The following is a 24,245-nucleotide window of genomic DNA, read 5'->3' as shown; positions in this document are numbered from 1 at the left end:
TCTATATTCAAGCTACCTCTTATCTAGTAAAAGCTGCTGGCACTCCACCGTCGATTGTCAGCATACAACCCGTAGTTTTCTCTGACTTGGAAGAAGCAAAAAAAGCAACGCCTTCGGCAATATCACGCGGATAAATATTAACTAGCAGCGTCGTGCGTTTACGGTAATGCTCCTCTAATTGATCCGGCTCAATCCCGTAAGCAGCCGCCCGTTCATTACGCCAGTTCGAATTCCAGATGGCTGATCCCTGTAAAATTGCATCGGGCAGAATCGTATTGGCACGGATGCCAAACTCTCCGCCTTCAGCTGCTATACAGCGGGCCAGATGGGCTTCGAGCGCCTTGGCAGAACTGTAAGCCGAAACGCTTTTTCCTGCAAAAATAGAATTTTTGGAGCCGATGAACACCATGCTGCCACCGATTTTTTGCTCCTTCATCACTTTAAAAGCTTCGCGTGCAACGAGGAAATATCCTGTGCCCAGTACAGAAATATTCAAGTTCCACTCTTTTAATGAAGTCTCATCAAACGGACTGGAGGTTGCAAGCCCAGCATTATTAACGATAATGTCGACCCCGCCATAAAAAAGTGCTGTCTCCGCATATGCTGCAGTTACCTGCTCTTCCTGAGTTACGTCCATTTTAACGGCGAATGCACGATTTTCACCATACTTAGCGTTAATCTCTTCCGCTACTTTTTGTGCACCCTCCAGATTGAGGTCTGCCAATACAACATGCGCTCCTTCTGATACTAAACGACGAGCCGTCTCACTCCCAATTCCCCCGGCACCACCTGTAATAAAGGCAACTTGACGGGAGAACTCCGCTTCTGCCGGAGCCAGTGATAATTTATATAATTCCAAGGGCCAATATTCCACATTGTACGATTCATTCTCACTAAGAGAGACGAAATCTCCCAGTGCAGTAGCTCCGCGCATAACAGCAATCGCCCGGTGATACAAGGCTCCGCTGATCTTAGAATTGCTCCAGCTTTTACCTGTGTTGATCATGCCCACGCCAGGAATCAGGATCACACGTGGCGCAGCCTCGAACATTACATCGCCCTCATGTTTATTACGGTCGAAGTATGCTTTGTACTGCTCCTTATAAGCGCTAATCGCTTCGCTCAGCTTCGCCTTCAAGCCATCGATATCATTGGTGTTTGGCTCCCACGCAACAAAAAGCGGCTTCATTTTGGTATGTACCAAATGATCCGGACAAGCTGCGCCTACATCAGATAACTTCTCCGAGTCAGCCCCTCCTACGAAACGCAGCACATCCTCCGCATCATCGAAGGTCAAAATCATTTTACGCTCATCGCTAACTGCGCCTCTGATCAGTGGCATCACTGCGGCCGCTACAGCCCGTCGCTCTGCTTCTGGAAGTGCTTCTGATTTGCGGCCGCCAAATAGGTTCTGATCTTCAATTCTTTCTTCAATATAACTTTCCGCTTCGTTAATTATGGAGATTGTTTTGTCATAACAAGATTCAGGTGTATCCCCCCAAGTCACGAGACCGTGTTTCTCCATCAGCACTAATTCAGCTTTCGGGTTTGCGAGCACACCTTCGGCAATCATTTTGGATAAAGTGAAGCCTGGACGGATGTAAGGCACCCATACGAAACGATCCCCATAAATCTCACGGGCAATTTCCTTACCGTTATGCGCACAGCATAAGCTGATAATGGCATCTGGATGCGTATGATCCACATGTTTGAAAGGTAAAAACGCATGCAGCAACGTCTCGATGGAAGCACGCGGATGTTTAGGGTCAATCATACAATTTGCGAGATAAGCTACCATCTCTTCATCTGGCATTTCATCACGTTCAAATAACGGGGCAATATCCTGAAGCCTTAGTCCGGTAAAATTGCCTGCTTTCATCGTAGCGAGGTCAGAGCCGCTGCCCTTCACCCACATTACTTCTACCTCGCGCCCGCGAAAATCCAATTCTATCGTTTTGCTGGAGGTATTCCCTCCGCCAAAGTTACAGACTCTGCGATCTTCGCCCAGCAGATTAGAGCGGAACACTAATGCATCCAATCCCCCGTTTAATTTCTTTTCCCGAGATGAATCCCATAAGTTTTGTACCATTTGTGAATACCTCCGTTTTTGAATGTTTGTTTTTTTGTTTATTTTTGTTTGTTTTGATTTTAAACTATTTGTTTGTGTTTGAATAGAGCGCTTTCAACAAAATTTTAAATTATTTTCACATTTTAGACGAATCTACATTGGATGAACTACAATAACCTCGTGAATAACAAAAAAGAGCTGCCTCTTGGCAACTCCTCCACTATTTTTCAAACCAGCTTAAAGGGTGATCCAGTAGTTACATTTTTCATCCTTAATGCCATGTAGTTTTCCTTTGTTCGCTTCAATAACCTTTCTCGAAGATATATTGTCCGGCTCACAAGTCAGCATGACCTTATCAATCCCCATGTCCGCAGCTTTTTTTAACAGCTCTGCCAAAAAAATCGTACCATAACCTCTTCCTCTCTCACTGGGTCTGATACTATAGCCAATGTGTCCACCTGACTTCCTCAATTGATCATTTAAGGAATGTCTTAATTTTCCGACACCAACGGGATAGGAGTCAATCAGTAGCCAGTAGTTGGTCTGTGCTACATACTGTGGTGGAAGATTATCACCTTGTGAAAGTGCTATCCTCTCCCGGATGAAATCAGGAAATTGACTGAAAGCCAGATCAAATCCATTGTTGACGAATCCATTTTCCCCCGGACCTATCTCCACAATCATCTCAAAAATATCGCGTCCATCTGAAATGCTAGCTTCCTTTAGCTCAACAAGCATAATAATCCCCCCTAGAACGTTATTAATAACTTCCCTATCAAAAATTTACCGCAAAAAAGACCGGCATGCATTATTTAATTGCACAATCTACAACTAAAATGTACTTCAATGCTCACGCCTAATGTATTAAGTGTACTTTGTGCAATTAAATTCGCCCAATTTAGCTAAATCAGCTAATTACGAGAGATATAGTTGTACAAAGTACATCTATATCACCGAAGTGAGAGTAAAGTAGCAATTTAGTTGTATGAAATACACTTATCTGGCTCCTTGTGACTACTAGGTGATCAAGCAACAGGTATCTAAACTAATCTATCTAATCTAATCTATCTAATCTATCTAATCTATCTAATCTAATCACCATCTACTCACCCTCTAATCACCTTCTGCTCCCCCACTTTTCACAGGAATGTTTCTATTTCTCGCCCCTCCTTCCGCACTCTCGTAGTATACTTATTGGAATAAGATACAGATGTTGTATTTTTCACTAAGGAGGTTTGTGATGGTGAATAGCTTTAAGAATGCCAAGGCGCAAGAACAAGTGTGGCAGTCCTACCAACAGCTAGTTGATCAGTGGCCTGTTCCTCTTGAAGAACTCGATCTCCCAACCACATATGGGCTGACGCATTGTATCCTTACCGGGCAAAAGAGTAATCCCCCCTTATTTCTATTTCATGGCGTTGGTGATAACTCGGCGGTCATGTGGCTCCTTAACATCGAGGAATTATCGCGGCATTTTTACTGCATCGCTATTGATACTCTGGGCGGACCCGGAAAAAGCATTCCTAATGCGTACTTTAATAAACAAAAGTTTGAGCAGGTGGAATGGATTAATGAAATAGCCAAACATCTGAGCATAGACGTCTTTAATATTGCAGGGGTGTCAAATGGCGCCTATATTGCTTTTAATTATGCGACCAAGCAACCGGACAAAGTGAACCGTGTGATTTGTTTGGAAGGCGGAATGGTCACCACACCAATCAAAGCCATGCTGCAAACGCTAATGATGATGTTCCCAGAGATTCTGGTTCCCACGGATCGCAATTTACTGAAAGTGCTGAAGAAGTTAAGTGCGCCTGACTCCCCTTTATTTGACAATCACCCAGAAGTAGCTGCTCATCTAATCCTTTTAATGCGCACTCATAATCAACAAGCTATGTTTGTTCATAAGCTTCAAAAATACGATAGAAACGCCGCAGTTGCCGTCAGAGATAAGCTCTATTTTTTAGTAGGAGAACACGCATTAAAACAATCAAAGGATTTCATAGATATTTTAGAGGACGGAAAGTTTCATTACCAAGTCATCCCCCGTGCGGGACACGGCATTAATCATGAGCAACCGGATAGAGTCAACACTGAAATCATCAATTTCCTGACCGGCGATAATGATACATCACTTGCATCCTTATGAAAGCGTTACTATTATGAAGGTTATTACTCATACTTACTCTATTAAAGGAGAGGTTACCCATCAGATACGGAACTCTAGCCCACACATTTGGCTGCCTGTCGCTCAAGTCGTTAACTGCAACCCTTCAAAATTATGATATCGATTTTGTTCAGCTTGCATTATCCAAAGCCATTCAGGACATCGACACTTCTACCGGTAAACTAAGTCCAGGTCTTGCCAGCTATATTGGCGAACAATTTGATAAAGCAGGAATACGTATCGGTGTTTTGGGCTGTTACATCAACCCTGTTCATCCGGATCCTGTCATCCGGAGAGCTGAGATCAATCGTTTTAAAGAGCATCTTCGTTATGCCCGCCAATTCGGCGCACCTATGGTGGCAACAGAGACCGGTGCGCTGACTACTTTTCAAGCACAAGATCCGGTCCATTACGAAGCTATCGGCTGGGATACGTTAAGGGCAACTATAGAAGAACTTGCAGAGGAAGCTGAAAAATGGGGCGTTTTTCTAGGACTAGAGGGGGTCTGCACACATACACTTTCTACACCAGACAAGATGCGCCGCATCTTAGATGAAGTCCCATCAAGCTGTATAGGTGTTGTATTGGACCCTTGTAATTTTATTGGCACGGCTGCGCATTTGCAGGATCAAATTGTCGATGATTCCTTCAGATTATTCGGCGACCGTATCATTCTGGCGCATTTAAAAGATATCTATCAAGATGGTGAAAAAGCATACCACGGAAAAGCAGGCAGCGGATTATTCCATACCGAAGCTTTCCTGCGCAAACTCCAAGAATATAAGCCAATGATCGATGTGTCATTAGAAGATATCAAGGATCTGGAGGTTAATGATACCGTTGCTTTACTGAAGAAGCTTGCTCCTATAACACAATAAAAACCCACTTCTGAGGATAGGTGTTAGCAGCAGCTGCGCATCTATCCCAGCTTTATCTATGCTCAAAAATAGTGTTTCCAGTTATTGAGCAGATGATCATCCTCTTTCTGCAGCAATTTGGAGGCATATACGATTTGACCTGTATGATAGGAATAATGTTCTACCGCTCCGATCATAATCTTTTGAATACTCCAAGTATAATTCTCCATTCCAGCCCCCTCAGGGAAACTAATGGTGACCTCCCGTTCTAGATCAGCCTTCGTCAAATTGCCCACCACCGCACGGCTTTCTTCCCTGACCTTCAGCATATACTGCAATAATTCCTGTGATGAATAACCGCCTCTAGTCAAAAATTTGCTCCACATACCCCAAGGATTGATCGAGCCTTCTCATACATTCGATAATGATTTCACTCATACTAATCCCTCTTCCTTCTACTTTTGTTTGTAAACTTGTTAAATGGTACTTTTCTATAGGAGCTGAATAAAATAAGAAACATAACGATTGAATCATATTGTTTCACTATTACAGCTCTAACTTGGAAGGGACGGGATTATCAATGAGATTCACATTCCCTATTCTGACCTTATCTCATGGCGGAGCACAACGTATGCTGGTAGAGCTCACCAATGGGCTGACAGATTTGGGCCATCAGGTCAACCTCCTCTTGCCTGTGGATGGCGCTATTTCTTATGATGTGCGCGCAAACGTAATCCGCTCCTCACATATGAATATTCACGAGCATGACTTTCCTCCCGGAGACGTCATTGTTTCTAATTATTATACAACTGTCCCCATCGCCCAAGCAGCAAGCAAACAAGGAAAAGGGGTTCATGTACGTTTATCTTTATGTTATGAGCCTCCTTTTTTACCGGATAACGGACGCTCCTTCCCCTCCTATCACATCACTGAGCATCTAATCGTTTTATCACGTTGGCAGCAGGAGCTGATCTTTTTAAATCATGGCATCACCGGCAGTATCGTGCCCATTGGCATTAGCTCCTCTTTTAAAAATATGAATATCCGTCACAGTCTTCAAGAGCCTTTAAACATAACAGCTATATTAAGAAAAACAGAACGCGGTTTCTCCTGGCACCGCGAGCAAGATTACCTTATAGAACAGCTGGATTACGTAAAAAGCCAATATCCCGATGTAAATATTAACTTCATCAGTCCGCCTGACGAGTTCAACACCTCAGAAATTCTCCAAAGAATGAAAGCTACTGGCAAATATCGGTTCTTTACGCCAGCAAATGATGAGGAGCTCTGCTATCACTATAACGGTGCGGATATTTTTGTTAGCTCAAGTATTTTTGATACAGGTTCTTTACCGGGACTTGAGGCCATGCGTTGTGGAGCAGCGTTAGTCTGTGTATATTCGGGTGGGAATATGGAATACGCCCATCACAAGAAAAACTGTTTGCTCTCTTATCGATATGAGAACCGGCTCGGTGAAGATGTCATCCGCTTAATACGTGATCCCAACTTAAGAACTAAATTAGCGGAGCAGGGGGAAAGATATTCGCGCAAATGGACTTGGGAAAATAGTGTCAGATTATTTGAACAAGCGATCACAGATTTATTATAAAAATATAAAAAAGCAAGTCTCCGATGGCTGAGATTTGCTTTTTTATTGATCCAAAAGAATCATTGACTAGAGAAATAATACAAGATATTATGTAAGCGTTATCAATCGCAAAATAATGAAACACTTTAGGGAAATCTAAACTAAAAGGAGAAGGAATATGGCGAAAAAAGGTAGGCAAGGTTATCGGTTGTTATTGTTGTCTTTTTTAATGCTTTTTACAACTGTTTTCTCAGGAGGATCGCAAGCTTATGCAGCAACCTGGAATCTGACTGGAGATACCAACGTACACGACCCTTCATATATCAAAGAGGGGAACACACATTGGGTATTCAGCACGGGATCAGGTCTCCAAGTGATGTTTTCAAACGATGGAACTAACTATATTCGCTCCCTCCCGATTTATACCTCGAAACCCTCCTGGTGGAGCTCTTACGTTCCCAATCAAGAAGGGCTAGATGTATGGGCCCCAGAAATTTTCTACTATAACGGTACCTATTACCTCTATTATTCTATCTCCACATTCGGCTCAAGAGTGTCTGCTATTGGTTTAGTAACTACTAAATCGATCTCCGGGGGAAAATGGACGGACCAAGGTGTCGTTATCTCGTCTAATGACGCCTCCAATTATAACGCCATTGATCCTAACATTACGGCAGATGCTAACGGAAACCTATGGATGACCTTCGGTTCCTGGAGCAACGGGATTTACATTACCTCCATCAACAAAACAACCATGAAGCCAACGGGCAACTCGTATCGCATTGCGACTAAATCCGGGGGGATTGAAGGCTCCAGCATGGTTTACAATCCAAACACCGGATATTATTATCTATTCGTATCCATTGGCCAATGCTGCTCAGGCGTAAACAGCACCTATAAAATTGCAGTGGGACGCTCAACCAGCGTACTGGGGCCTTTCTATGCGAAGGACGGTACCGATATGAAAAATGGCGGGGCTACGGTCATCGATAGCGGCAACAGTTTTTGGGCGGGTCCTGGTGGACAGGATATATACGGAACCAACGTTATCGTCCGCCATGCTTACAGTGTCGCTGAGAATGGCGCACCCAAATTGTTAATCAGTGATCTCGAATGGGATTCTGCTGGCTGGCCTTACTATAATTAACGTCTAATCGAGAGTTGCCCCGAAGTCCTACTCTGTGATTTATGGGGCAGCTTCTTTTTACTGATAAACCTTCTACTCTCTCTTTCGATAGATACCTGGCGAGACACCATAACGCTCCCGAAACACCCTGTGAAAATAGGTGTAACTTCCAAACCCCGTCTCCTCTGCTATACGCTCTAAGGTGTAATTGGTATTGTCCATTAATCTCAGTGCCATCGCAAGCCGGATTTGCCCCGCATATTGCATAATAGAATAACCGAATTGGATCTTGAATAAATGTACGGCCCTTGTCACACTAATTCCAGCATGAGCAGCTACGTCCTTTAGTCTGATCTCTGAAGTAGCATGCTCCTCCACATAACTCTTCATTTTAAGTCCGTGTAGAAGCGAAGCCGAAGATGATGCAGGTGCCTCTTCCATAGCCCGATCTAACAACAAACATAAAGCTTTAAATAGTGCTTCAAGTATTTCAGGGCTACCCCCGTCTAGTCTTCTATTCTCCAGATCAAGCTGTTGCCATATACTTTGCAGCTTACCATCATCCGCAATTCTAACCTTTTTGGGTCGCTCACGCAGGTTCCACCAGTGGTCCACCCATTCCCCTGTACACATTACAAAATAGTCCACACTATGTCCCAAAGGACTTTTCTTTTCACCGATTCTCAGATCATATATATCGTAGGGCTTAAATAACAATAGATCCCCCGGCACTACGGCAGTCATTTCTCCATCGATGAGGACTTCACATTCCCCTTCTGCTTGCAGCCTGATGATATAGGTATCCAACCCACTGCGATATAGTTGCCGAAAAGGCTGAGTATGGCGGATAAATCCACACAGACTAATTTGAACGCTGTTTGTTTCCATCGCATATGCTCCTCATTCTATAGTAGTCGATGACCAGATTGTTGAGGTTCTTAGCCATATAGTTTCTTCAAAGTGCAGTGAATCTCCTTCTATAATAAAGACAGAATTCATATGTAGGAGGTTATCAACCATTATGAGTAAAACTATTCGCGTCATTCAAACCGCTAAAGAAACCACGGATCGTTTAACAGAAAAGGACCCTCTGATTTTCCTTCCCGATACGTCAGGAGTCGAATCAGAGCTAATCAATATCTATGATGATCTGGAGTATCAAGAAATTGAAGGCTTTGGTGGAGCTCTTACGGAGTCCTCTGCCGTTACTATCTCTAAACTTAGTGCAGCTAAACAAAAAGAAATCATCGACGCTTATTTTCATCCTGAGCACGGCATTGGATATACCCTTTGCCGCTCACATATCCAAAGCTGCGACTTCTCACTGGGCAACTATGCTTATGTAGAGGAAGGCGATGCGGAGCTACGTTCGTTCGATATTTCCAGAGATCACGAGTCGGTTATCCCCCTCATAAAAAATGCTGCCGCAGCAGTAGGTGAAGATTTCCGTCTGTTCTCTTCCCCATGGAGTCCTCCAGCGTTCATGAAGACTAACGGGCAAATGAACGGAGGCGGAGCTCTTAAGCCTGAATATCGTGAGGCTTGGGCTAACATGTTCGTTAAATATATTGAGGCGTACGCTGCAGAAGGGATTGATATCTGGGCTGTCAGTGTTCAGAATGAAGCCAAAGCTGTACAAAGATGGGATTCCTGCCTGTATACCGCCGAAGAAGAAAAGGATTTTGTGCGTGACTACTTGGGACCTGCTCTGGAACAAGCGGGCTTGGGCCATGTAAAGGTTATGATCTGGGATCATAATAAAGAACGGGTGTATGACCGTGCTAAGGTTGCTTTTGAAGATCAAGTTGCATCCAAATACATATGGGGAATCTGCTTCCACTGGTATTCCGGTGATCACTTCGAAGCCCTCTCTGCCGTTCATGATCGTTTCCCAGATAAAAAGCTGTTCTTCAGCGAAGGCTGCCAAGAAGGTGGCGTTCATCTCGGCTCATGGAACACCGGTGAACGTTACGGACATGATATCATCGGCAATCTGAACAACTGGATGTCGAGCTGGACAGACTGGAACATTGTCTTGGATGAGCAAGGTGGACCTAACCATGTAGGAAATTACTGCGACGCTCCAATTATCGGAGATACCAAAAACGATGAAATTACTTTTGAGAGCTCTTTCTATTACATCGGGCACTTCAGTAAATATATTCGTCCGGGTGCTAAACGTATTGGTTTCTCTAAATATACAGATAAGCTTGAAACAACAGCTTTCCGCAACCCTGATGGCACTATTGCTGTTATCGTTATGAACCGCACAGAGCAAGAGCTTCCATTCACCTTGCGCTTCCATGACGAACTGGCTGAGAACATGATTCCGGCTCATGCCATTCAAACCCTGCTAATTAAGTAGCAGCTGTTCATTTCTAATAAAAAGAGGTTCTCTTTATGCCAGCGCACAGAGAGAACCTCCTTTTTTATTAAATTAAAAGAAATAGTGCTTAAAGCCTTGCTGATAGTATTTCGCATAACGCTCCATACAGTGTATGTTCAAGATCCAACGAGGCAAGAGAAGCCAGGGCCGCCATCGGCGTTACTGCTGCTTTGACTACATGGTAAATTTGTTCTTTCAATTGGAAAAGAATTTGCGCACGGTTCAGAAGGCTGAACACCTCATCATCTACAGAATTCACCGCAATCCGGGCATCTGTGAACGTTACCTCCAAGGAATGCTCTACCGCTTGATCCGAGATCATGATCGTAAGCGTATGTGTTGCCTCATCATAGTCTATGTTTGCTTCGATTTCTGTGCCGCCAGCGAATACCTGTACCTTCGTATCAGCAAAACCGACAAAGGACAACTTCCATGATCGCCGCTCAGGCACAACCTTTGTATTTCCCTGAGCAGAGAGAATCTTGAAGCTGGCTTTATCCCCCATTTCCAGGATCATTTCTGTATCGCACCATTGATCATCCTGATCCTCCGCAGTATCCCCCTCATCCTCCCAGAGATGAAAATGACCCCTTCCTCCCGCAAACACACGGACCTCCATATGCCTCGGATTATCCACTGAAGACGTATATTGCCTCAGATCTGCCATGGGAACAATAGCACCCGCTTTAGCTAATACAGGGATATTCTCAAGATTGCGATAGAGAGAAAGCTTTCTGCCACCGTCGTACACTCTTCCGTTAAAAAAATCTATCCAAACCCCTTCTGGTAACCAAGCCTTAAATTCGGCAACGCCTACCTTTGGGTTGACCGGCTGTGTAATCGGACAGGCAATAAGTTCCGTTCCGAAATAATATTCATTGGGCACTTCATAGGCTTCATTCGACAACGCATGATGATAATACATCGGTCGGATTAGCGGAAGACTATCGCGGCTGGCGTAGCGATTCATGGTGTACAGATAGGGAAGTAAACTATGCCGCAAGCGCAGGCAATCCTTTATCACATCTTCCGCAATCTTATTGAATCGCCATGGCTCCTTGCTGTTAAAGGCACTAGCAGAACTATGTAACCGCAGAATAGGCGAAAACACACCGAATTGCACCCAGCGCATTGCCAACTCATCGTCTAAATAACCATTCATATGGCCCCCGATATCATGGCTCCACCAACCATATCCCACGTTAGCGGCGTTGGCTGTGAAGTATGGCTGGAAATCCAGCGACTCCCAAGTGACAATGGTATCTCCAGAGAAGCCCACAGGATAACGATGGCTGCCAAGACCTGCATAACGGGAAAAAGTAATCTGCCGGTTGCCTCGCCGGCCGCTATCCAGATAGTGATAATGGTTCAGCATCCAAAGCGGATCTAGTCCCGGTACTTTAGTCACTCCACCCTGCTGCCAATCAATCCACCAGAAGTCCACACCTTCATTCTCTAGCGGATGATGCAGAAACTTAAAGTATGCTCGCAAAAAATTCGGATCCGTAATATCAAATTCTACAGCATCACCCTTTTCCGGGTCCATACCCATCTCCGCAGCAATGGCCAGATAAGGATCTTCAAACGCTCGTACACCGTCTGCTGGATGTACGTTGAGCGTTACTCGAAGTCCTTTTTCATGCAGCCATGCCAAAAATCTTTGAGGCTCCGGAAACAGTTCCCGGTTCCAGGTATAACCCGTCCAACCACTGCCGTACTGCGGATCAATATCGACGAGATGCCAATCCATATCTATAACAGCGACGGAAAACGGAATTCGCTCGAGCTCAAACCGCTCTATTAGCGCTTTGTATTCTTCTTCTGAATATCGGTAATAACGGCTCCACCAGTTGCCAAGGGCATAACGTGGCAATAGGGGCGTACGACCGCAAAGGTGATAGAAATCCTTCAAGCAGTGCAAATAATCATGACCGTATCCAAAAAAATAAACATCGAGGCCAGCCATTGCCCGTAGCTCTACCCGTCCATCCTCTTCCAGTACTAGGGAGGTGCTATCATCAACTAACGTATACCCCGCACGTGAAAGCAGTCCGTGCTCCAGCGGAATGGCGCCATCTGCATTATCCAGTGTACGTGCTGTCCCTCCCAAATCTTGGACTGTATCTCCATAATTCCAGACACTCATTAAATGACCCGCTTCGTTTCTCACCCGAATACTGAGACCATGCCGGGAGAAAGGCTGTTTGTCATAAGTTAAATGCAGGCGCTTCGTAATCAACTCAAGTTTATTCCCCAGATCAATTACGCGGAACTCTGGAACCGGAAAATTGCGATTCACAACGGTCTGTGACGCCCGATCTTCGAAATAACCTTCCTCACTATATTCCATCCGGATAAGCTCCGGAGTTAAGACAGTGAACCGATAGCACTCCCCCTGAATAATCGCATCAGCATTACTGCCTGGTTCAGAACGCAGCTTTAATTGGGTCGCCAAAGGGGTTGGCTCTTTCATCGTATTTCCCATCAAGTAAAAACCTCATTTCTTTTTATTCAACACCCATATAACGGCTGAAAGCATCTGTCCGAATTTTCACCATCTTTTCGAGGCCCATCCCCCGCAGCTGCTTCACATAATCATCCCACTGCTCGTCAATATCACCTGAGATTATAAATTGAGCACGCATTGTATTGACGTAACTGTCAATATCGGTGGTCAAGGTCGGCAGCTCCTGAAACTCTTCTGCAGTGTACATTACGTTAGGGAAAGGTGGTGTTGTGTAGTCACTTCCCAGCTTATCGAGTTGTAGCTTCAGTCCATCTCCGGTTTTAGGATTTAGAAAGATGGTCTTTTCAAAAGCTGGGCTCACATATTTCGGCCCGAAATCCCGGAGTGACTGTTCCCAATACCAAGCATCCGCACTGGTGCCGGTTGGAGGGTCCATCAATGTATACGTACCGTTGTCATTTTTCTTAATCACCGTTCCAATGGCACCCCAGAAATTCTGAATGCTGGCTTCATTGGTATAGAACTGATCCGCCCAGCGTGCAGCAATTTCTGGATACTTGCAGGATGTGGTGATCAACAGCTCGTTGCGTTCCAGATTCATCCCATACGGGTTCCCAACGGTGTAGCGCTTCCCGTCTGGTCCAGCAATTGGCGGAATGGTCACATATTGATCACTCCATTTGCCAAACATAGCGTCTGGCGTCCACTGATAAGAGAAGCCTACGATTGGGGCATCCGGATTTAGAAACTTTGCCGATCTCATCGTTTCGTCTTGAGTGAATACCTCTTTATCAAGTAATCCGTCTTTAAATAATTTGCTCTCCCATTTGAGCCCTTCTTTGTACTCTTCTGAAATCGGGTAATAAACCGCATTTCCGTCCTTGACCACCATGAAGTTATTATTCAAATCTGCGATTCCGAAGGGACTGATTAGATCATTACTTAATTCGATAAAAGGAATCTCATCCTGTTTTCCGTTTCCATTCGGATCTTGTTCTTTGAATGCTTTTAGCACGTTATAAAGATCGTCTATCGTATCCGGTACCTTCAAACCCAATTTGTCCAGCCAGGTTTTGTTAATCACAGGCTGACGTGAGCTTTTAGGACGTGAGGGTAATCTTGCAGGCAGCGAGTAGATTTTCCCGTCAGGAAAGGTGCTGATTTTTTTCATTTCCGGTGTTTCTTCCATAGCTGCTTTGAGATTAGGCATGTTGTGCTCAATATAGTCATCTAACGGCCGAAATAAGCTTATATTATTGACGATATCCGCATCTCCGAAGGTCTGACTCCCTAAAATGATATCTGGAAGTGTGCCGCTGGCCAGCATAATAGACTTCCGTTCACTCCAATCATTGGAGGACATCACCTGCCACTCGATTTTGACATTCGTGTTCTTCTCCAAATCCTTGAGCCATTGATTCTCGGTAAAAGAATCTCCCATGCTGACCCACCGGACAGTGAGTACTTTCAGCGTCACAGGCTTATCCACTATCGGTAATCCTTCTTTGTTAAATTCACCCGGTTCAGTTTCAACAGAATTAATCCCACTGTTCCCTTTACAAGCTGTAAGGCTAGCAAGCAACGTTGTCACTAAAAGAATGACGGTGATTGTTCTATATATCCTGTTTTTTTGTTGCTTTTTCATAACGTTCTTGCTCCCTTACGAATGTTAGTAGAATAGCTGAATGTACTATTCCTTCACTGCGCCGATCATTACCCCTTGGTTAAAGTATTTTTGTACAAAAGGGTACACGCACATGATCGGAACCGTTGCCACGATAATAACAGAATACCGCATCATATTGGCGAGTCGTAGTGCGATTTGCGCAGCTTCCCCGGTTCCCATCCCCGACTGCATCTGATTGGTAATCAAAATATTTCGCAGGATCAGCTGCAAAGGATACATATTAGGATTTTTCAGATAGATCAAGGCATTAAAATATGAATTCCAGTAACCAACGGCGATCCATAGACCCAGCACGGCAATAATCGCCTTCGACAGTGGTAAAACGATCTGTAGAAAATAACGAAGATTTCCACAACCATCGATCTGTGCAGCTTCCCATAAATCTCCCGGAATACTCGACTGAAAAAAGGTGCGGGCAACGATTATGTTAAACACACCAACGGAGAAAGGCAGTACCATCACCAGAAATGTATCGTACAGATGGAAATCACGGATCGTTAGAAAAGTCGGAATTAACCCCCCATTAAAAAACATCGTAAAGATGAAAAACAGGGAAAGATATTTTCGTCCCACAAGATCCTTTCTGGACAACGCATAGGCCGCAGAAATATTTACAATTAAACCGATTGCCGTCCCTACCACCGTATACATGATGGTATTCCAGTAACCGATCCAAATATTTTCATGACGCAGCAGCTCTTTGTAACCATCGAAGGTGAACCCTTTAGGAAATAACCAAACCTGCCCCCCCGCCACCGCGGAAGGATCACTGAACGAAGCAATGACGATAAAATACAGCGGATAGATCAGGATAATTAGAAAAAGTGCTGATATAACATACATCACTATTTCCATTATAGTATCCGAAGAACGATTCTTCTTTATTTTCCCCACATTCCCTTTAGTAACTGTCTCTAAACCTCCCATTTCAATTCTCCTCCCTTCTACCACAAGCTATTTTCGCTTAGTTTTTTAGATATCTGATTGACCATGATCAATAAAATAAAATTAATAACGGTGTTGAATAGGTTGATCGCCGAGGAAAAGCTGTATTGACTGCTGAGCAAGCCAATTTTGTAGACATAAGTAGAAAGAATTTCACTTGAAGTGATGTTCAAGTCATTTTGCATTAGGTACACTTTTTCAAAACCAACCCCAAGCAATCCACCGACCCGCAAAATAAGCAAGGTTATCGCGGTTGGCATCAGCATCGGAATATCGATATAACGAATTTTATGCATCCGGCTTGCTCCGTCTACGGTTGCCGCCTCGTACAAGCTAGGGTCAACTGCGGAGAGCGCAGCGATAAAGATAATGCTGTCCCAGCCGACATGCTGCCACACATCCGACCAAACATATACACTGCTGAATAATCCAGCGGAGCCAATCAGATCAGGAGCCTCTTTTCCAAAAAGACTATATATATTGCCCAGCAGTCCGGTGCTAGGTGAGAACAAAATCATCATTAAACCCACCATTACTACCGTGGAGATAAAGTGCGGCATATAGGACACCGTCTGGAAAAAACGTCTAAACCGGTTAGGTCTCATCTGGTTAACCATCAACGCCAGTATAATTGGAATCGGAAAGGTAATCAGACTGTACACACTGATGATCAATGTGTTTTTAATCGTTGATGAAAATTGATAGGAATGAAAGAATTTCTCGAAGTATTTGAATCCAGCCCATGGGCTGCCCCCTATTCCCAACGCAGGGCTATAATCCTTGAAGGCAATCAGCACCCCGTACATTGGCTTGTACGCGAATAATAACGTCAGAACTACAGCAGGAAAAAGCAATAGATAGAGACCCCAATTTTGTTTGATTTGTCCGAATTTCCGCCCGAAATGAAGTGGACCAGATTTCATGACATCCCCTCCTTATTTAAAATAGAGAATGCTACCCCACAGCTATCCTGTAGGGCAGCACCTTTTTCGAAAGACGAATAGGTTATTTCACGTTCATATAACGGGTGTAAGCATCCGTGCGAATCTTAACTAACTTTTCAAGTCCCATTTTATTAAGCTTGCTCACATAAGCATCCCAGCCCTCGTCAATTCCGCCTTTGCTAATAAATTGCGCCCGCATAGTATTCACATAGCTGTCGATATCCGTAGTCAAGGTTGGCAGCTCCTCGAACTCCTCAGAAGTGTACATTACGTTAGGGAAAGGTGTTGTTACATATTCACTGCCCAGCTTATCCAGTTGCAGCTTCAGTCCATCTCCACTTTCAGGGTTCAGGACGATTTTCGATTCAAAGGATGGGCTCACATATTTCGGTCCAAAATCACGTAGAGATTGATCCCAATACCAAGCATCTGCGCTGGTTCCAGCTGGTGGATCCATCAATGTATAAGTGCTATCATCGTTTTTCTTAATAACCGTTCCAATCGCACCCCAGAAATTCTGAATGCTCGCTTCGTCAGTGTAGAACTGATCTGCCCAACGTGCAGCAACCTCAGGATATTTGCAAGATGTGGTAATCAGCAGCTCATTACGGTTAAGATTCATCCCAATCGGATTTCCGATCGTATAACGTTTACCATCTGGTCCGGCAATCGGTGGAATCGTCACATATTGATCGCTCCATTTTCCAAACACGGCGTCTGGAGTCCACTGGTACGTAAAGCCTACAATTGGAGCATCCGGATTCTGGAACTTAGCCGATCTCATCGTATCGTCCTGAGTGAATACCTCTTTATCTAGCAAGCCTTCCGCATACAATTTATTTTCCCATTTGAGACCTTCTTTGAACTCCTCTGAAACAGGGAAATATATCGCTTTTCCGTCCTTGATGATCATATTATTGTTATTCAAATCGGCAATTCCGAAAGGACTGATCAAGTCATTACCAATTTCAATAAAAGGAATCTCATCTTGTTTTCCATTCCCATTCGGATCTTGTTCTTTAAAAGCTTTGAGCACGTTATAAAGCTCATCAATCGTTTCAGGCACCTTCAAGCCCAATTTGTCCAGCCAGGTCTTGTTAATCACAGGCTGACGTGAGCTTTTTGGACGTGCAGGAAGTCTTGTTGGCAGTGAGTAGATTTTCCCGTCAGGAAATGTGCTGATTTTTTTCATTTCTGGGGTTTCTTCCATAGCTGCTTTGAGATTAGGCATATTTTGCTCAATATAATCATCAAGCGGCCGGAAAAAGCTTAGATTATTTACGATATCGGCATCCCCAAAGGTTTGATTTCCCAAGACGATATCCGGAAGCGTGCCACTCGCCAGCATAATCGACTTCTGCTCACCCCAATCATTGGAGGACATCACTTGCCAATCGATTTTGACATTCGTATTTTTCTCCAGATCCTTCAGCCATTGGTTTTGCGTAAAGGTGTCCCCCATACTCCCCCAACGGACAGTCAGCACTTTAAGTGTTACAGGCTCATTCACAATCGGCAGACCTTCTTTGTTATAGCTGCTCGTTTCATTTGTCGCTGCATTATTCCCGTTGTTACCGCCGCAGCCAGCAATTCCAAATACCATCGCAGCCGCCAGCAGACCCACAGTCCATTTCTTTGCAGTTTTTTTCTTACTGTGTTGACTCATCTCTTAATCCCCCATTTCAATTTATCAAAATGCATCTGAATAGCTTTATAATAACTTCTTATTTTTTCGTATTCCGGACACATTAAGACGGTTATCCAGACCTTTGAATTCGCTTACAAAAAATGAAAAAGCTAAATGCTCTACTTGGGGAGATTTAATAACAGTATCCCGACTTCTGTATGTGCTATCCGGACTTTGAGGGAAATCGCTAGCGAGTTCTTATGTTTTTTTCACGCAGAGGTTTTATAATGACTTTATGATCAAAAAAACAGCGAAACACAAAACCTACCCCATTCGCCATTATATAAAAGTCATGATGTTGGTTTCATTCACAGTCCTTATTCTGGATTTAGGAATCAGCATCGCTTCCATTTCCATCGTTAAGCAGCAGTCCACTCGAAATTTGCAGGATACTGCGGCGCTTTACATCAATCGTATTAATCATGATTTTGCCTACATTAATCACTATATGGGCTGGACGCTTGGGAACGATGAGAGCTTACTAACGATGAATACTTACGGGGTCAACAGTATCGAGTTCTTAAAGGCAAATGATAATCTGTTCAAACGCTTTACCGAGCTGCAAAAAAACTACGGGCATGAGTATAACTTCTTCTACTATTTGAAAAATGAGACCTATTTTTTGAATTGCGCACCGATCAGCGTAACCTATACGGATTACAGGGAGCTGAAAAAAAAGATTATTTCTTATATTGATGATAAGGAGATGTACGAGAAGTTTTATTCCAAATGGACGCCTATTCTAGTAAACAACCATTATTATGTGATTAATATCGTGCCCTATTACAATCGCTATTTAATTGGACTGATCTCCGCAGATAATCTGATCCGGCCGCTACGCCAAATTAATCTTGGCGCCAATGGTTATGTTTCTCTAGTAGATGAGAATGAACAGCCTTTAACTAGTCCGATCTCCAATAGCGGAAAGCTAATAACGGAAAATGGGGGATTCTCTAATCTTTTGCAATCGCGTACAACAATCAACAGTGCATTCTCAGACACCACCTTCAGCACCAAAATGGTCATTAAATATGGCATATTCGAAAAAATCATGATTGCCCAGCTGCTTATTATGTTATTGTTCTTCATTGTGACCTCCACGTTATGCATTGTTCTGCTCTTTTTCAAAAAAAGAGTGTTAGGTCCGATTCAAAGCTTCTCCGATAACCTTGCTTTCATTAATGAGTCTGGGCAACCCGCAGATTTCAGAAGCAGTGAGATTATAGAGCTGGAACAGGCAAACACTCAGTTTAAAGGCTTGGTTGAACAAATCAAAACCTTTAAAATCGCTATGTACGAGCAGGAACTGGAGAAACAAAGAATACAGCTGGACTATATGAAGCTACAGATTAAACCACACTTTTTCTTAAACTGTCTGACTAGCATCTATAGCATGGCGCAAATTCATATGTATAAAGAAATTGAAAATATGACGTTGTCTACCTCTAAGTATTTCCGTTACATTTTTCAGAATGGCGAGAATTTTGTCCGGTTGGAGGATGAAATCGAGCATGTCCGAACCTACTTGGAGATTCAAAAGCAACGTTATCAGGACGCATTTATTTATTACATCGAACAAGAGGATCAGGCAGGCAGTGTGGAAATTCCACCGTTAGTGCTGCAAACCTTTATCGAAAATTCAATTAAATATGCGATTTCACGCGAACATGAAGCCGAGATCAGGCTTACAGTACAACGATTACAGATGGATCAGGAAGAAGAAATGCTCGTTATCCAGCTCACCGACACCGGTCCCGGTTTTCCATCTCAGGTGTTAGAGAAACTTAATCTTGGAGAGCCTTTGGATCAAAGTAAAGGTACACAAATCGGCATTATGAATACGCTTAAAAGACTAGAGTACCTATATTTAAAAAGAGCAACCGTTACCTTCTCCAATTTGGAGGGCGGCGGCGCTAGTGTAATCTTATATCTTCCGAAGCTTCCTAATAAATCTAAATGAATGGAGAGCAAACTATGAATGTACTGCTTGTTGATGATGACTTTTATGTTATTGCCGCATTGCAAAAGAAAATTGATTGGGAATCACTACACATTGATACTGTTTATACGGCTAATAATGTCGCTCAAGCACGTGAAATAATAGAAAAGCATTCTGTTCAAATTCTGATTTCAGATATTGAAATGCCGCAGGGCAGCGGACTGGAATTACTAGCATGGATTCGCGAGGGAAATTATAGTATTCAGGCTATTCTTCTTACCAATTATGCAGATTTTAACTATGCGCAGAAAGCAATCGAATTGCAGAGCTTTGAATATTTCCTTAAGCCCATTGAATTTGACAAGCTGATGTTGATCATCCATAAGGCGGTTACCCAAGCAAAAGAGCAGCAAAAAAACGAAAAAGCCATTCAGGGCGGTTACTTTTGGCAAAAAAATCAGGCGAAGATTCTTGAGCATTTTTGGCGGAAGCTAGTTAGTGGCAGTACATCATTTCCCATTAAATTGTCAGACATCACACATGCCATTGAAGAACAAAACCTCTCCTATCAAATGAGTGATACCCTACAGCCTTTGATATTTAACTTATTCCCTTACAATGGCAGTATGGGAAAAGAAGAAAAGGATCTGTTTGATTTTGCCCTGCTAAATGTATTGTACGAATTGTTTCAGCACCCTAGTTTTACCATCGAAAGCATTCTGGAATACAAAGATTATAACTGGATCGCCATATTAAAATGGAACCAGGCTCCAGATACGCAACTGCTTGAAGCATTATGTGCTTCTTTTATTCAAAAGGCGAATCCTTATTTAAAATGTGATGTCTGCTGCAATATTGGTTTAAACGATAAACTGAGTAATGTGGGGAATGTTCTAAAACAATCCCTGACTATGGATGAAGAAATTACGAGATGCAGAAATCAGACCTTTTTGGTGGAGGCTTATCTGCATCAAAATAAACCGGGCTATACGCCACCGGATCTTGCCTATTTGGAAGAACTGCTGAATCAGAATAAATTCACTGCTTTTCTTGAAGAAGTTACACAATATTTAAAGGTCATGCTTAACAATAGAACACTTGAGACCTCTGTCCTTAGCTTGTTCCGTTTAGATGTAGTACAGCTAGTCTATTCATTTCTCAACCTGAAAGGGATAAGATCACACAAATTATACTCTGGCAAAACTAATGATAAATTATCTATGCACTCTTTGGATTCAATCGAGGATATGGAAGAATATCTTAAATACCTTGTCACTACAGCCATGAAATATCGTGATTTTGCTGCCCAGCCTAAGTCCGTCGCAGAAGAAATCAAACAATACATTCATTCACATTACGGCGATGACCTGACCCGAAATGATTTGGCTGAAATTGTCTATCTCAATCCTGATTACCTGGCAAGGATATTCAAACGAGAAACTGGGGTTTCATTAGGCAGTTATGTCATCCACGTCCGAATCGCGGCTGCAAAACATCTATTGGAAACCACAAATATGTCTGTATATACCGTCGCGAACAAAGTTGGCTATAGCAACTACTCCTATTTCTCCAAGCTTTTCAAACAAGAGGTAGGTCTCCCTCCAAACGATTATAAAAAGGAACAACAATACAATCCAGCTTACTAAAAGAGGGTAACCCAGCATCTAGTTCATGGATGCTGGGTTACCCTCTTTGGGATATCTTCTGCATATTAATTACTGTCTACCTTTACTCCTACGCTGCTGATAATGATCCACCTACGAGCTTACTCTTGCGCCCAGTAATCAACCGCCACACCTATACTCCTACGCTGCCGGGAATCTTACACCCCTGACTTTACTCTTACACCCAGCAATCATCCACCATGTCCCCCTGCTTCCGGACCCAGATGACGTTATTTGCTCATTTATCGCCTTTTGAGCACAGTTTCGGACTCCAGTGCAACTATTACTGTGATATTGCTCCAAATCGAGTGTGTTTCAGGTCAATAGCAACTATGCGGTCCGTTAGAATTCCAAATGTGCCATAAAGCAGCGTTTAAGGTCAGCTGAGTCCGATAGCTACTTCGTACGCGGAAATCTAATCGAATCTGCGAAGCTTGCCGGGGATCACGGGAAGGTTCCCCACCGCCAGTAATCTTGCAAGCTCCAAAAAACACATAAATGCCCCAGCAGTCATAATCAGAACGGCTGGGGCATCTCTTTTACTAAATTAAGCCTGAAGCGTTACATATTTATCGCCAAGCAGATTTTTGAAATAGGTGCGATTATATAACATACTAGGATGGGATGGATAAAAGCTCAACGCCGTTTCATTGTGATGATTCGCTTTCTCGTGTTGGCCGAGACGATCATAACAAAGTGCCAATTGAAGATGCGGCAGCCAGGTATAAAAGATTCCATTCTTCATCCCCATCGAATCGTTATCCCGCGGTAGCTGAATCGCTAGCTCATACCAGTATGCGGCTGGTTGCAACTGGCCTTTTTCCAGCAGAAGTGCCCCCAGTCGGCAACAAAACTCTGAACGTGGTTTATCATACTGCAAGGTTTTACATAACGCTTCAAAAGCACCTTCTTTATCCCCCAGCCGTTCCCGGCATTCGGCAAGCTTTAGGCAAGCCTGAAAATTATCTTCAATCCAGCCCTGCCTACCCGCTAAAAAAATCTCATAGTATTTGCAAGCCTCTTCATTAATAGCATGATCTCTTAATTCATTCGCATAATAATACTGGTCTCTCGGCGAAAACACTTCACCCTGTGCAACTCGTTTTTGATAAATCCGCAAATTACGATCTGTGTATTCCTTATCCTTCTCATGTGTGATGCAGACATCACTACTAAAAGAAGGACCACTTACCTCTAAATACTCATGAACAGGCCCGATCCATTGAAAGTTGCAGCTGCGCCGAACCAGCCTGTTGCGGCGTAAACTAGCTGTGACATTTCCCGCTTCGTCAAAAGCCAGATTATATTGCATGTTCACACTGTGAATATGTCCTGGCAGGATTTCTTTTAGTTTTTTAAAAAGAATCTGATCCTCTTCCTTTATATAATCATCCGCATCAAGCCACAAAATGTACTCCTGAGTAGCTTTGCTAAAGGCAAAATTACGTGCGGCACTAAAATTATCAATCCATTCAAAATCATAAATTACAGCTCCGAAGGACAACGCAATCTCTTTTGTTTTATCCGTCGAGCCTGTATCCACGATAACAATTTCATCTACGAGACTTGCAATGGTAGACAAACATCTGTGCAAGCTTTTTTCTTCATTTCGTACTATCATACATAAACTAATCGTAACCATACTCGCCCTCCTACACGCTTTGTTTGAAATTCTTTCTATATTGATATGCAGGGTTTAAGAAACGGACTCCCTCTCTATCCCGCCCGATCATGAAGAACTTCAGAAATATAAAGGTTATGTAAGAAACTTTCCACTCCATTCTTAGGTCTATATAAGTAAGATCAAAGGAGGTACAGCATATATGAAATCCAAACGAAGAGGTGTTAGAAACGGCTGGATCTTAACTTCAATATTGTGCGTCGTAATTGTACTAGTGCTACTGATTGGATATAAAGGGCTCGACTGGGGTACACCTACCACACCACCCACATCCACCAACGCACAAACTAATAATGAAGCAGATAACAAACCCAGCTCCACTCAAGAAATGCTCGAATTTCCTAGCAGTGATCCCGATAATGGGCAGGTCATCATTCCACTGCACACTACGCTCGCGCAGCTAAATATTGATAGTGGCAGCGAATATGTAAATACAGAAATCCCCCCCATACCTGAAATGACCTTTGCTTTATCTCAAGACATGAAAAACCAAGTAGAAGCAACGCTGGTCTACCGCCCTGATATCGGTGGAGGTTATCTTCTACTCGCTCCTGCCGGATGGCAGGCTACCGCGGTTGTCGGCGCTAACGGTTCTTATGGAGTTACCTTTCAGGATCCGAACCATCCGGAACAAAACATGCACTATTCAGATACGGCTTGGACTTGCACAGGCTGTGCCATCACTGCAATCGGAGCTTATTTCCCGGAAAAAGCCGAATGGGCTGACGCGCTGGGATTTACCATTAATAATCCGCTTAAGTTTAGCGAACAGCATATTTTAGGTACTGCTGGGGCTGAAGCAAGGACGGTCAGATATACGCTTCAAGCAGACGCGAATGGCTATCAGGACAAGGGTGCTGCCTATTACGATAAGGGAGAATGGGGTTATTTATTCCGCAGTATCGGAATACATCAAGCTCAAACATCCCCACAGCAGGAAGTAGTGGAGACCCTCATGAAGTTCTTTACAGATAATCATGGACCGCTCTTCATTGCTGACCCAAACGCAGAGAAGCTGGACTAAGGGTGGGAATTTTTA

General features: G+C 43.4%; 18 protein-coding genes. 8 read left to right on the top strand and 10 right to left on the bottom strand.

Translation table 11 applies throughout. From position 1 onward, the window contains the following. Nucleotides 1-19: 19 nt before the first annotated feature. Nucleotides 20-2,089, bottom strand: a complete 2,070-nt coding sequence (locus tag NSS82_RS12815) for a bifunctional aldolase/short-chain dehydrogenase (protein ID WP_076142014.1) — start codon at nt 2,087-2,089, stop codon at nt 20-22. A gap of 216 nt (nt 2,090-2,305) precedes the next feature. Continuing rightward, nucleotides 2,306-2,806: a GNAT family N-acetyltransferase gene (locus NSS82_RS12810; protein WP_076100758.1), complete on the bottom strand. Its 501-nt coding sequence runs from the start codon at nt 2,804-2,806 to the stop codon at nt 2,306-2,308. Nucleotides 2,807-3,308: 502 nt separating this feature from the next. Between NSS82_RS12810 and NSS82_RS12805 the strand changes: the two genes are divergently transcribed. Both NSS82_RS12805 and NSS82_RS12800 read left to right on the top strand, forming a co-directional pair. After that, on the top strand, nt 3,309-4,217 hold the full coding sequence (locus NSS82_RS12805) for an alpha/beta fold hydrolase (RefSeq protein ID WP_076273061.1): 909 nt from the start codon (nt 3,309-3,311) through the stop codon (nt 4,215-4,217). A 29-nt stretch (nt 4,218-4,246) separates the two neighbouring features. Beyond that, the gene (locus tag NSS82_RS12800) at nt 4,247-5,113 is read left to right on the top strand and encodes a sugar phosphate isomerase/epimerase family protein (RefSeq protein ID WP_341109917.1); all 867 of its coding nucleotides are present in this window, start codon (nt 4,247-4,249) and stop codon (nt 5,111-5,113) included. 62 nt (nt 5,114-5,175) lie between these two features. On the opposite strand, the gene NSS82_RS12795 is transcribed toward NSS82_RS12800, so the two are convergent. Beyond that, nucleotides 5,176-5,463, bottom strand: a complete 288-nt coding sequence (locus NSS82_RS12795; RefSeq protein WP_076143201.1) for a DinB family protein — start codon at nt 5,461-5,463, stop codon at nt 5,176-5,178. Nucleotides 5,464-5,672: 209 nt separating this feature from the next. Here NSS82_RS12795 and NSS82_RS12790 point away from each other — a divergent pair, with 209 nt between their 5' ends. Both NSS82_RS12790 and NSS82_RS12785 read left to right on the top strand, forming a co-directional pair. After that, nucleotides 5,673-6,701: a glycosyltransferase family 4 protein gene (locus NSS82_RS12790; protein WP_036689759.1), complete on the top strand. Its 1,029-nt coding sequence runs from the start codon at nt 5,673-5,675 to the stop codon at nt 6,699-6,701. A 157-nt stretch (nt 6,702-6,858) separates the two neighbouring features. Then, nucleotides 6,859-7,827 carry a glycoside hydrolase family 43 protein gene (locus tag NSS82_RS12785; protein WP_036689758.1) on the top strand — a complete coding sequence of 323 codons (969 nt, stop codon included), beginning with the start codon at nt 6,859-6,861 and terminating at the stop codon, nt 7,825-7,827. 72 nt (nt 7,828-7,899) lie between these two features. Here NSS82_RS12785 and NSS82_RS12780 read toward each other — a convergent pair whose 3' ends face one another. Continuing rightward, nucleotides 7,900-8,694: an AraC family transcriptional regulator gene (locus NSS82_RS12780; RefSeq protein ID WP_036689756.1), complete on the bottom strand. Its 795-nt coding sequence runs from the start codon at nt 8,692-8,694 to the stop codon at nt 7,900-7,902. Between the two features lie 133 nt (nt 8,695-8,827). Between NSS82_RS12780 and NSS82_RS12775 the strand changes: the two genes are divergently transcribed. Then, on the top strand, nt 8,828-10,171 hold the full coding sequence (locus tag NSS82_RS12775) for a glycoside hydrolase family 30 protein (protein ID WP_076224949.1): 1,344 nt from the start codon (nt 8,828-8,830) through the stop codon (nt 10,169-10,171). Nucleotides 10,172-10,259: 88 nt separating this feature from the next. On the opposite strand, the gene NSS82_RS12770 is transcribed toward NSS82_RS12775, so the two are convergent. The 5 genes from NSS82_RS12770 to NSS82_RS12750 form a co-directional block, all read right to left on the bottom strand. Then, entirely contained in the window at nt 10,260-12,677 is a 2,418-nt protein-coding gene (locus tag NSS82_RS12770; RefSeq protein WP_256718553.1) for a glycoside hydrolase family 31 protein, read from the bottom strand. A 22-nt stretch (nt 12,678-12,699) separates the two neighbouring features. After that, nucleotides 12,700-14,304: an extracellular solute-binding protein gene (locus tag NSS82_RS12765; RefSeq protein ID WP_076273064.1), complete on the bottom strand. Its 1,605-nt coding sequence runs from the start codon at nt 14,302-14,304 to the stop codon at nt 12,700-12,702. 45 nt (nt 14,305-14,349) lie between these two features. Beyond that, the gene (locus tag NSS82_RS12760; protein WP_051491641.1) at nt 14,350-15,273 is read right to left on the bottom strand and encodes a carbohydrate ABC transporter permease; all 924 of its coding nucleotides are present in this window, start codon (nt 15,271-15,273) and stop codon (nt 14,350-14,352) included. Between the two features lie 17 nt (nt 15,274-15,290). Continuing rightward, nucleotides 15,291-16,214: an ABC transporter permease gene (locus tag NSS82_RS12755; protein ID WP_036689753.1), complete on the bottom strand. Its 924-nt coding sequence runs from the start codon at nt 16,212-16,214 to the stop codon at nt 15,291-15,293. Nucleotides 16,215-16,296: 82 nt separating this feature from the next. Beyond that, nucleotides 16,297-17,901 carry an extracellular solute-binding protein gene (locus NSS82_RS12750; protein WP_076105382.1) on the bottom strand — a complete coding sequence of 535 codons (1,605 nt, stop codon included), beginning with the start codon at nt 17,899-17,901 and terminating at the stop codon, nt 16,297-16,299. A 256-nt stretch (nt 17,902-18,157) separates the two neighbouring features. On the opposite strand from NSS82_RS12750, the gene NSS82_RS12745 reads away from it, so the two are divergent. Both NSS82_RS12745 and NSS82_RS12740 read left to right on the top strand, forming a co-directional pair. Continuing rightward, nucleotides 18,158-19,882 carry a cache domain-containing sensor histidine kinase gene (locus NSS82_RS12745; protein ID WP_076273065.1) on the top strand — a complete coding sequence of 575 codons (1,725 nt, stop codon included), beginning with the start codon at nt 18,158-18,160 and terminating at the stop codon, nt 19,880-19,882. 14 nt (nt 19,883-19,896) lie between these two features. Beyond that, complete coding sequence (locus NSS82_RS12740) at nt 19,897-21,507, top strand: response regulator transcription factor (RefSeq protein ID WP_076224952.1); 1,611 nt, start codon at nt 19,897-19,899, stop codon at nt 21,505-21,507. Between the two features lie 565 nt (nt 21,508-22,072). Here NSS82_RS12740 and NSS82_RS12735 read toward each other — a convergent pair. Next, nucleotides 22,073-23,167 (bottom strand): glycosyltransferase family 2 protein, encoded by a 1,095-nt coding sequence (locus NSS82_RS12735; RefSeq protein ID WP_076273066.1) that lies wholly within the window; start codon nt 23,165-23,167, stop codon nt 22,073-22,075. A gap of 181 nt (nt 23,168-23,348) precedes the next feature. On the opposite strand from NSS82_RS12735, the gene NSS82_RS12730 reads away from it, so the two are divergent. After that, nucleotides 23,349-24,230, top strand: a complete 882-nt coding sequence (locus NSS82_RS12730) for a DUF4850 domain-containing protein (RefSeq protein ID WP_076273067.1) — start codon at nt 23,349-23,351, stop codon at nt 24,228-24,230. Nucleotides 24,231-24,245: the final 15 nt, after the last annotated feature.

The organism is Paenibacillus sp. FSL H7-0735, from assembly GCF_038008505.1.
Lineage (GTDB): Bacteria > Bacillota > Bacilli > Paenibacillales > Paenibacillaceae > Paenibacillus_AQ > Paenibacillus_AQ odorifer.
This window is presented reverse-complemented; position numbering and strand designations above follow the sequence as displayed.

Coding starts and splice junctions, on each gene's coding strand:
- NSS82_RS12815 (WP_076142014.1), bottom strand. CDS start 2,089: ATGGTACAAAACTTATGGGATTCATCTCGGGAAAAGAAATTAAACGGG.
- NSS82_RS12730 (WP_076273067.1), top strand. CDS start 23,349: ATGAAATCCAAACGAAGAGGTGTTAGAAACGGCTGGATCTTAACTTCA.
- NSS82_RS12810 (WP_076100758.1), bottom strand. CDS start 2,806: ATGCTTGTTGAGCTAAAGGAAGCTAGCATTTCAGATGGACGCGATATT.
- NSS82_RS12750 (WP_076105382.1), bottom strand. CDS start 17,901: ATGAGTCAACACAGTAAGAAAAAAACTGCAAAGAAATGGACTGTGGGT.
- NSS82_RS12790 (WP_036689759.1), top strand. CDS start 5,673: ATGAGATTCACATTCCCTATTCTGACCTTATCTCATGGCGGAGCACAA.
- NSS82_RS12735 (WP_076273066.1), bottom strand. CDS start 23,167: ATGGTTACGATTAGTTTATGTATGATAGTACGAAATGAAGAAAAAAGC.
- NSS82_RS12740 (WP_076224952.1), top strand. CDS start 19,897: ATGAATGTACTGCTTGTTGATGATGACTTTTATGTTATTGCCGCATTG.
- NSS82_RS12775 (WP_076224949.1), top strand. CDS start 8,828: ATGAGTAAAACTATTCGCGTCATTCAAACCGCTAAAGAAACCACGGAT.
- NSS82_RS12805 (WP_076273061.1), top strand. CDS start 3,309: ATGGTGAATAGCTTTAAGAATGCCAAGGCGCAAGAACAAGTGTGGCAG.
- NSS82_RS12770 (WP_256718553.1), bottom strand. CDS start 12,677: ATGGGAAATACGATGAAAGAGCCAACCCCTTTGGCGACCCAATTAAAG.
- NSS82_RS12765 (WP_076273064.1), bottom strand. CDS start 14,304: ATGAAAAAGCAACAAAAAAACAGGATATATAGAACAATCACCGTCATT.
- NSS82_RS12780 (WP_036689756.1), bottom strand. CDS start 8,694: ATGGAAACAAACAGCGTTCAAATTAGTCTGTGTGGATTTATCCGCCAT.
- NSS82_RS12755 (WP_036689753.1), bottom strand. CDS start 16,214: ATGAAATCTGGTCCACTTCATTTCGGGCGGAAATTCGGACAAATCAAA.
- NSS82_RS12785 (WP_036689758.1), top strand. CDS start 6,859: ATGGCGAAAAAAGGTAGGCAAGGTTATCGGTTGTTATTGTTGTCTTTT.
- NSS82_RS12760 (WP_051491641.1), bottom strand. CDS start 15,273: ATGGGAGGTTTAGAGACAGTTACTAAAGGGAATGTGGGGAAAATAAAG.
- NSS82_RS12745 (WP_076273065.1), top strand. CDS start 18,158: ATGATCAAAAAAACAGCGAAACACAAAACCTACCCCATTCGCCATTAT.